8 protein-coding genes and 1 pseudogene are annotated in these 9,542 nt (G+C 54.5%); 2 read left to right on the forward strand and 7 right to left on the reverse strand.

The window, feature by feature from the left end; translation table 11 throughout:
- The first annotated feature begins 104 nt into the window (after nucleotides 1-104).
- On the forward strand, nucleotides 105-839 hold the full coding sequence (locus ASE07_RS22720) for a hypothetical protein (RefSeq protein ID WP_057293110.1): 735 nt from the start codon (nucleotides 105-107) through the stop codon (nucleotides 837-839).
- A 65-nt stretch (nucleotides 840-904) separates the two neighbouring features.
- Here ASE07_RS22720 and ASE07_RS30930 read toward each other — a convergent pair whose 3' ends face one another.
- The 6 genes from ASE07_RS30930 to ASE07_RS22745 all read right to left on the reverse strand — a co-directional run bounded on the left by ASE07_RS30930 (nucleotide 905) and on the right by ASE07_RS22745 (nucleotide 7,961).
- Nucleotides 905-1,225, reverse strand: coding sequence for a hypothetical protein (locus tag ASE07_RS30930; RefSeq protein ID WP_162256934.1), 321 nt, complete (start codon nucleotides 1,223-1,225; stop codon nucleotides 905-907).
- Between the two features lie 283 nt (nucleotides 1,226-1,508).
- Complete coding sequence (locus ASE07_RS22725; protein ID WP_057293111.1) at nucleotides 1,509-1,877, reverse strand: hypothetical protein; 369 nt, start codon at nucleotides 1,875-1,877, stop codon at nucleotides 1,509-1,511.
- A gap of 55 nt (nucleotides 1,878-1,932) precedes the next feature.
- Entirely contained in the window at nucleotides 1,933-5,037 is a 3,105-nt protein-coding gene (locus tag ASE07_RS22730) for an efflux RND transporter permease subunit (RefSeq protein WP_057293112.1), read from the reverse strand.
- A gap of 10 nt (nucleotides 5,038-5,047) precedes the next feature.
- The gene (locus tag ASE07_RS22735) at nucleotides 5,048-6,169 is read right to left on the reverse strand and encodes an efflux RND transporter periplasmic adaptor subunit (protein ID WP_057293116.1); all 1,122 of its coding nucleotides are present in this window, start codon (nucleotides 6,167-6,169) and stop codon (nucleotides 5,048-5,050) included.
- 2 nt (nucleotides 6,170-6,171) lie between these two features.
- Complete coding sequence (locus ASE07_RS22740) at nucleotides 6,172-6,747, reverse strand: hypothetical protein (protein ID WP_057293113.1); 576 nt, start codon at nucleotides 6,745-6,747, stop codon at nucleotides 6,172-6,174.
- Nucleotides 6,744-7,961, reverse strand: a complete 1,218-nt coding sequence (locus tag ASE07_RS22745; RefSeq protein WP_057293114.1) for a TolC family protein — start codon at nucleotides 7,959-7,961, stop codon at nucleotides 6,744-6,746. Before ASE07_RS22745 ends, ASE07_RS22740 begins: the two co-directional genes overlap by 4 nt.
- Before the next feature lie 310 nt (nucleotides 7,962-8,271).
- Between ASE07_RS22745 and ASE07_RS22750 the strand changes: the two genes are divergently transcribed.
- On the forward strand, nucleotides 8,272-8,463 hold the full coding sequence (locus tag ASE07_RS22750; RefSeq protein ID WP_057293115.1) for a hypothetical protein: 192 nt from the start codon (nucleotides 8,272-8,274) through the stop codon (nucleotides 8,461-8,463).
- Nucleotides 8,464-8,541: 78 nt separating this feature from the next.
- On the opposite strand, the pseudogene ASE07_RS22755 reads toward ASE07_RS22750, so the two are convergent.
- A pseudogene (locus ASE07_RS22755) lies at nucleotides 8,542-9,444 on the reverse strand (EamA family transporter); the annotation flags it as partial.
- Between the last annotated feature and the right edge of the window lie 98 nt (nucleotides 9,445-9,542).

Below are 9,542 nucleotides of genomic sequence, written 5' to 3' on the forward strand. Positions count from 1 at the left end.
GCCGGCATGGTTACAACAACCACCTATCACCGGTAGACTACGAGAAGCAATACTTCGAACGGCTCGCTAGTGTCTAGGATACTGGGGGCGATTCAGTCATCTTTTTGGCGTTTTCTCTCTTTGCGGCATTAGCATGGTCGAAGGAAGATGAGGTAACACCCTATCGCCCCTCGATTTCTAACCCAGCGGAATTGCCTACACCGGGGCGCTTAGAACTAGAATTCGGTGGCCAACACACGAAAGATAGCGGTACCCGTGATGACAGCTTGCCGTACTTGTTGAAGCTCGCCTTCACAAAAGAATGGGGTATCTTGCTCGGAGGTGATGCCTACGTATGGTCGCGTGACGAACAAGGCGTAAGAGAGCATGGATTCGGGGACACGACTATCACGCTCAAGCGTTCTTTCATGCTCCATGACCAAACCGGTTTCGGCTTGGAATTTGGGGCGAAGGCGCCTACTGCAAAAAAAGCCGTTGGCGTTGGTAAGCCGGAATATACGTTGAACGGCATCTACAGTCAGGACTTTGGCCGCATTCATATGGACGCCAATCTCAATACGACCCGGATTGGCAATGTCGAACCTGGTACATCCAGGATGCAAAAAGGTTTGTCCGCAGCTTTCTCGAGCGAAGTATCCAATTCCTGGAGCGGTACAGCTGAGGTGTCCAGCATTTATCGCAAAGGGACACCCACAGACACGCAACTCCTTGCTGCTGCGGTATATAGCCCTAACAAACGCTACGCCATTGACATCGGAATCTCGAAGGGACTTACCAAGTCTTCACAAGACTGGTCTATCTTCAGTGGCTTTGTAATTCCAGTTGGCAAGCTATGGTAATAGCCAGTCAGAGATGAGTGACGGCGGTTTGAGCACCGGGGCGTAGGCTAAAAACAGATGGTCATTTATCCCGAGCCAGGTATGCTTGCCGCTCTCAGTAAGGGCAATATCTTTTCTTTACCTTTGTCCTTCTCTAATACGGTAGTTTTGCCGGTTATCGTTCCCAACCAGAGGCTCAACGAGTACTGCACATAAAGAATCTGTTGGAGTTCCACATCAAGATGAATAACTGCTTCATCTCCAGTCCGAATTCTTACCTCATGTCTTCCAACAGGTACATCAAGAACAAGATAGGTTAAGGGCTCGAGAAGTCCAACGGGTTTTCCATCAACAAAAACCTTGGATTTTTTCTTCTGTTCCAGTGTATAGGGTCGAGCGATATACAATCGTGCGAAGTCGCTGTTAGGATGCTCGAATAACTTTGCGGCTTTGTCTTCTTCTGGGGGTGGCCATAGGAACTGCGATGCAGTTCCTATGGCTTATTCGCTTACACCTAAATGCGTGTCTTCAGCTTGACCATAGCTGGAAACAACACGGATAAAAGACCGCTAAATTCCCCTATCAGAGCTTTCCGTTTGTTCATGTTATTACCCCTCTTGTGGCTCGTAGATAAAAGCGTCGTATCGATTCTCGGCATGAGAGTGCTCACGCCGAGAATCCGACCTCCAATTACTTGACCGAGAACCGTACGTTTACTGTCTTTTTGTCAGCAAACGTCACAGCAGCAATCGCCTTGCTTCCCTTTGCGAGCTTTGCATCTTCCTTGGTTGCCAGAGTATTGTTGCCGGCGGATTCCAGCGGGACTTCTATCTTTTCAGTGCCGTTCAGCACAGTCAGCTTTCCAGTTGCACCAGTTGTGTCAACTGGTTTGCCGTGGTCCTTGACATAGACGGTCGCCTTGCCATCCTTGTTGACCAGCTCAAAGCTCATGTCATTTGCAGTGCTAACAACGCCGCCATGCTGTGGCTTGTCGCCATGCGCCAAGACATTTCCAGAAAGTGCCATTGTCATTGCCGCGAGGGCCATCAATTCCTTCATTGCTTTCTCCATATGGGCAGCGGCTCTGTATGGGCGCCGCTGCAACAGCCCATTTTCAATACGATTCCTTCGTTTCACCTGCAACGATGGTTTCAAGCGGCTTGCGTCCGACCAGCCAGAAAATCAACGGTGTGAGCAACGAGTCGAGCAGTGTCGAGCTCACCAGACCGCCAAAAATCACCACCGCGACGGGATGCAGGATTTCCTTACCAGGCGCATCCGCTGCAAGCAACAGCGGAACCAGTGCGAAGGCTGCGACCAACGCAGTCATCAGCACTGGAGTCAGCCGTTCAAGTGAGCCTCGGATAATCATCGGCATGCCGAATGTCTCACCTTCGAACTTACAAAGGTTGATGTAGTGGCTGACCTTCAGAATGCCATTGCGTGTTGCGATACCAGCTAAAGTGATGAATCCAACCATGGAGGCAACCGATAGCGAGACGCCGGCAACCCACATGGCGATGACGCTGCCAATCAATGCGAACGGGATATTCCCCATGATGACCAGTGCCAAGATGCCTGAACGGTATCTCGAGTACAGCACAAGGAAAATCATCGCCAGAGAAATCAGAGACAGGCCAACAATGAGCCGTGTTGCCTGTTCCTGAGCCTGGAACTGACCTTCGATGCTGACAAAGTAGCTTCCTGGCAGCGACGTCGCTGCAATTGCCTTACGGACGTCTGCAATCACCCGAGACATGTCCGAACCGTCAGTATTGGCATACACCACAATGCGGCGACGGCCATTCTCGCGACCAATCTGGTTCGGACCATCGCCTTCTTCCACAGACGCTACCGCTGACAACGGAATCCTGCCGGCTGGGCTGTCGAGCATGGTGCGTGACAGGTCCTGCGGCGAGCGACTTTGGTCCGGGAGGCGAACCATCAAGTCGAAACGGCGTGGGCCATCCACCACCTGGGTGACTCGCTCACCTTCAGACAGAGTCTGCAGTGCAGACAATACCTGACCCGGCGTCAATCCATACTGAGCAGCCTTCCTGTAGTCGACCCGTACCTTGATTTGCGGGATAAGCACCTGCCGCTCGACAGACAAGTCAACGAGTCCTTGAACATTGGACAAGCGACCGCGGAGGTTCTCAGCCAAGCCACGCAATGTATCAATGTCGTCACCATAGATTTTCAAGGCAATCTGGGCGCGGACACCGGACAGCAAGTGGTCCAGGCGATGGGAGATAGGCTGACCAATCGCGACCGAAGCCGGAATGACGGCAAGGCGTGCACGGATGTCCGCCATGACTTCCTCTCGGTCACGGTCGGAGCGTTTCAGGTCCACGTCAATTTCTGCTGAATGGACGCCTTCTGCATGCTCGTCCAGTTCCGCGCGACCCGTACGCCGTCCAACTTTTTTTACCTCCGGCACTTCCTGAACGAGTGTTTCTGCCAATGAACCCATCCGATTGGCTTCCGCAAGCGAAGTGCCAGGCGTGAAAGTCATACCCATCACCAGCGAACCCTCGTTGAACGGCGGCAGGAACGCACGCGGGAAGAACGGCACCGAGGCAGCTGCGGCAATGACTGCTACGCCGGCAATAGCCAAGATGATCTTCGCTTTTGGGAAAGACCATTCGAGCGCCTTAGTATCCCAAGCTTTGAGTCGGCGAACGAGCGGGCTATCACCATGCCCGAGCTGCTTCATATGCGGCAAAAGGAAGTACGAGAGCACCGGCGTCACTGTCATAGAAACGAGCATTGATGCCAGGATGGAGACGATGTATGCAATGCCAAGCGGTGCGAAAAGTCGTCCCTCAATACCGGGAAGTGCAAATAGCGGTACAAACACCAGAACGACGATGACGGTGGCATAGACGATGCCCGAACGCACCTCTACCGACGCTTGCCAGATGATTTCCAGCACCGACGGTCCGTTGCCATTGCTTCGGCGCTGCTTCAGCCGCCGCAGGATGTTTTCCACATCCACGACGGCATCGTCTACCAGTTCGCCAATGGCAATAGCCAAGCCGCCGAGTGTCATCACGTTGATGGACTGCCCCAGCAAGTGGAACGCCACAGCAGTCACCGCCAACGACAACGGGATGGCAATTAGCGAAATCGCCGTGGTACGGAAGTTGAGCAAGAAGGCAAACAGGATGATGGCAACGAGAATCGCGCCGTCCCGAAGGGCCTCGACGACGTTATTGATGGACGCTTCGATGAAGTCAGCCTGTCGGAACAAAACTTCAGGGGCCGACAAGCCGGCTGGGAGACCCTGTTTTAGCTCACCTAGAGCGTTTTCAATGTCCTTCGTGAGCTTGACGGTGTCAGCCGCCGGCTGCTTTTGTACGCTGACAATCACTGCCGGCTTACCATTCATGCCGGCGTCGCCGCGTTTGAAAGCCGGTGCGTAACGAACCGACGCCACCTGCTCAAGCAGGACTGGAGCACCGCCACGGTAGGCTACTGCCAATCCCTTCACGTCATCTAATCGATTGGTACGGCCGAGATTTCGAATCAGGTACTCACGACTGTTCAAGTCAATGAAGCCACCGCTGGTGTTGGCGGCGAATCCTTTGACTGAAGCTTCAACCTGGTCAAGAGTCACATTGAACTGAGCCATGCGTGCTGTATCAGGCTCCACTCTCAGCTGACGGACCTCTCCCCCAATTGGGATGACCTGTGACACACCTGGAATGGAAAGCAACCTCGGCCGGAGCACGAAATCGGCATACTCGCGGGCCTGCATCGGGTTGGCCTTCGAAACATCAATGGGCAACGCAATCAGCATAATTTCGCCCATGATGGATGACACCGGTCCCATGATGGGCGTGATATTGCCCGGAAGCTGCTCCTTGACCAGTGTCAGTCGCTCGGACACCAGCTGGCGATTACGGTAGATATCGGTGCCCCAGTCGAACTCCGCGTAGACAATGGACAGACCTACACCGGAGACGGAGCGCACCCGTGTTACCCCGGGCATGCCATTGAGTGACGTTTCAATAGGAAACGAGACCAGCTGCTCGACTTCTTCAGGGGCCATGCCGCCAGCTTCCGTCAGAACGGTCACTAGGGGCTTGTTCAAGTCTGGGAAGACGTCGACCGGTGTACGGGTAGCCATCAGCGTTCCATACACCACTAGCAATGCTGCAGCCGCCAGAATAAATAGCCTGTTATTCAGGCTGAAACGAACTATCCAGTTAAACATGCGTTCGTCCCTACCTAATCTGGTTAATCAGGGACGTACCGGAGACCACTACCCGGTTCTCCGGTGCAAGGCCCTTAACCACCACGACGGTTTTCGCATCGAGCGGCTTGAACTCGACCGACTGGGCAATGAAACGCTCGCCACCCGACTTAATCCACACGATGGATTCGTTGTTCTGGTTGCGCACCACAGCTTCCGCCGGCAAGGCGATGCCCTTGACCTTGTCGGTCAGCTTGGCGACGACCGTGACTGGCTGTCCGACAGCAAGGGGAACGTTCTTGGCATTTGCCCGGAATGTGATGGGAAGTGCACCGTCACGCAGGCTACGGGCTCCGCTGAGGTAAGCCAGTTCGACTCCTTCAAATCCAACAAGTGTTGCATTGCCGATACGGCTAGCAAGAGCTACATCGGTCGTAACAGCTTCAACGACCATGCGGTTAGGGTCGACAATTTCGAACAAAACATCCCGAGCCTCAACAATCTGACCATTCAGGACATTGGCAGTGGCAATCACACCAGATGCCGGAGCCGTGATGCCTTCATTTCCGCCAACGCTCCGGGAAACTGCTTTTTCGCGACCCGTAAGGCTTGCCAGTTCAGCGCGTGCTGCTTCAATTTCCTTCTGCGGTACGGTACCTTCCAGCGATTCAAGTCGTTTGACCCGTTGCTCAGCCAGCTTGCGGTTTGACTGAATTTCGACGAGTTGAGCCTGCTGGTTTCCTCGTTCGATGGCGCCGGCCACCGGCCGGACATGGACCAAAATTTGGCCTTTTTCTACACGCTGTCCGGCAACTGGAAGTCCTTTGGCACCTGGTTCGATACGTCCGGCGAAAGGAGCCTGTACACGTCCGCCGGCGTTCGGGTCAATGCCGACCCGACCATTCAACTCGACAGTAAGTGGATGTTCTTCTTCCTGAACCATTAGTGTTCGGATAGCCATTCGACGCTGAGCTTGTTTCGGCACATTGACACTGCCATCTGGCAGACGTGCCAAGCCGGAAGCAGAGTTGCCAGCAGGAGCATCCAAATGTTCGCCATTTGGACCATGGGCACCGGGAGCAGCAATGGCTGTTGGAGCCATCAGGCCCGTAGTGGAAAGAAAAATAATGAAACTGGCAATTTTGGTATTCATGTTCATTTACCTGCTTTCGGTTTGCGACGCATCATCACAATTGCCAGTGCCAGCAACAGGACAGACGGAATTACTGCACCTATAACCCACGGATTCAAGGCGAAGGCATGGTCATGGTCGTCATCGTGCGCATGTCCTTTTTCAGCATCACCACTCTTGACCTCCATTGTTCCTTCAAGGAGGTCACTCTCTTTGTCTACTGCAAGCGTGAAAATAAGTGAATGCTTTCCCGGCTTGGCAAGCGCCTCAAGAAACTTGGCGTCATCTACCGCGTAGTCGCCATGGTCGGCATGGAACTTGGCCGGCGCTTTCAGGCCGTTGAGCTCGACTTCCAATGTGCCGTTCAGGACGGGTTCATTGGTCGCGTAGCGGTCAATCAGAATGGACAGCTCTTCGCCCTGAAGATGACCAACCAATTCGAACGACTCAGTAAAAGTCTCAATCCGCGGGCCGGCATCACTGTGAACGTGGCCACCTAGTGCATCAAGGTGTTCGCCATTGGGCCCATGGGCACCAGGAGCTGCTAGTGCCACAGAACTGAGGGCGAAGTACAAGAAAAGAGTATGGATAAGTTTCATGGGAGGATTCCTAGTGCTTGATTCAGGCGGGCGTGTGCAAGACCCAGCGCGACCTTCTGCTGGCGTTCCGCGACATCGGCTTCATGTGACAACGTTTGCGAACGCAGCAAATCAGCCAAGCCACGTTCTCCTGCCTTGAATGCCTTTTCGATGAGTTCAGTATGTTGCCGAGTGAGCGAAGCACGCGATGATGCCGTTTCCAGAGACTTCCTGGCCGCATCTAGCTGCTCACGGGCGAGGTCAATATCTGCCTTCAGCATGGCCTCGGCTTGAGCCGCTTCGGCAGTTGCTGTCTCAATTTGAGTCCGTGCCGCTGTCTCGAGTGGCCGGTTACGGGAGGCAGTGCCAATCGGAATCTGGACTGCAACACCGACGCTACGGCTTGCACCACTGGCAAAGTTATCCTGCTCGCGCCGCATCAACAAACCTACAGTAGGCGGGTCGCTCCGAGTACGATTGACGACTTGGAATGACGCTTGGGAACGCTGCAGGGCTGTGCGTGCAGCCGCAAGACGCGGATGATGCTCGGGCATCGTCGCGGCTATCGGTTCAACCTCCAGCGCTGGAACAGACGGCTGACCGGTCAAAACGCGGTAGCGTCCCAATGCTTCCTGCAGCTTTGCCTGGGCAGCGGCGACCGCTCCATGTGCAGCCAGGACTTCTTGCTGAGCGAGCATTCCATCGGTACGCGCCAGGTCCCCCGCCTTCACTCGGCGCAAGACTTCTTCGGCGATGGCTTCCAGGTGGTGTTGGTGGTCCTCGGCTTCAGACAACACTTCGTGTGCAGCAGCCACGGCCCAGAGGCGTTCGCGCACCTCTCCAGCAAGTGCCAAGCGTGCGTTGGCAATCTGAGCTTCCAAATCGTCCGAGCTACTTTGTGCAAGGGATGCACGCGCTGCCTTTTGACCCGGAAGCCAAATAGGGGCAGCAATGGAAACTTCGGTTTCGCGAACGCCATTCTGGTCAGTCCAGCGGTCGCTTCGCTGAGCTAAGCCAACGGTTGGTGAGCCGGCAATCCACGATTGCGCCGCCTCCTGGCCTGCCAGCGCTTCATCGCGCTTGGCTTCCAAAGTACGCGCCTGCGGTGAACGCTGCCACGCAGCATCCAATGCTGCTTTCAGGCCGGGAGAGCCGGCCTGTGAAAATGCCATGGGCGCAGCAAGCACCATGGCCGACAAGATACAACTACGGTAAATCGAAAAACGAGCACGCATGCCATCTCCATTCGGTGTCCAGGAAAAATTGGCCGAAGGCAATCGCACTCAGACGGCGTTATGCCGTGCAATAAGACGCAGGAATGGTCAAGAAAAGTGCAGGAATACCCTCGGCATGTTAGCCGAGGGAGGAAGGCGGTCTTTGCGGCCGTTCAGGTATGGGGTCCGGGATGTACCGAGCTGCCCACAGGGGCGCGGCACTCAATGGCTCAAACGTGACCGGTGATAACGAAATCTCGGGCAAGCCCATTGCTGGCTGGGATGCGGAATGTTCCGAAAAATGCTTGGTTGATTCGCCAGAGTCATCGTAATGAACCGAGCCATCATCGCCATGGTGGTGGCTTGTTCTTTCCAGATGCTCAACTTCGTGAGCAACGTCGAAGAGATTTTCAGCCGACAGCCAGCCACTCTGCATAGCAAGACTATGCAGAGGCAGCAGGAGCAGCAGGAAAATGCAGACGATGCGATGCACGGCAATCTGGTTCGAAAAAATGTGGGCTGATTATACCAACATGACACTTTGTTTTGGTTAGTGTTACGAGCGAACGGTCACAGTATTAAAAAGGCAATACATTCCACCCTAGTGGTCGTGGCGGTGGTGGATGTCCGGATAGTGCTTGTGAGAATGACGAAGGACACGATGCAAATGTGGATGCACGTGTGGTTCGGTACCATCCCATGCAAAATTGTGCTCATGCTGATGATGCTCGTCATGTCGATGTGCATGAGTATGGTCCATTGGCTCATGCGCATGCTCGTGTTCATGCGATTCCGTCAGATGCAGCCAGATACCTGCCCCCATCAACGCCGCCGCGACCCAGAATACCAATCCTGGCTGTTCGCCAAGCATAATCAGGGAAATCACAGCGCCAACGAACGGTGCGGCAGAAAAGTATGCCCCTGTCCTTGCGGTCCCCAAATGTCGAAGGGCAAGCACGAACATCACGAGACTCAAACCATATCCAGAGAGACCGACGATGCCGGCCGTCAGAGCGGTAGTCATTTCTGGCAGCTTATAGCCAAGGGCCAGTGCCAGTCCTAAGTTCACCGAACCGGCGACCAGCCCCTTGATGCCTGCTGTCTGCACTGCGTCACTGGCGGAGACCTTTCTGGTCAGATTGTTGTCGATAGCCCAGCATAAACAGGCTCCTACAATCGCGATGGCGCCCCAAGGACCACCAAATGCAGGACGTTCATTCCACGACAGCAGGATGCCGGCTATCACGATAAGCACCATGCCGGCAAATATGCGCTTATCGAAGTTCTCCTTGAACACAAACCACGCGAGCAGCGCTGTAAGGACACCTTCCATATTCAGCAAAAGAGAGGCTGATGACGCAGGCGTGAGGGTAAGTCCTAGCATGAGTAACAATGGTCCTGCAATGCCGCCTGCCGCAATGGCTCCAGCCAACCAAGGAAAGTCTGGCTTTGTTAGGGGGGCAACATCGGATTGCTGGTCCTTGTTGGCCATTATTGCCCTAAGGACTGAATCGCCCCCAGTATCCTAGACACTAGCGAGCCGTTCGAAGTATTGCTTCTCGTAGTCTACCGGTGATAGGTGGTTGTTGTAACCATGCCGGC

It is taken from the genome of Noviherbaspirillum sp. Root189, assembly GCF_001428545.1.
Lineage (GTDB): Bacteria > Pseudomonadota > Gammaproteobacteria > Burkholderiales > Burkholderiaceae_D > Noviherbaspirillum.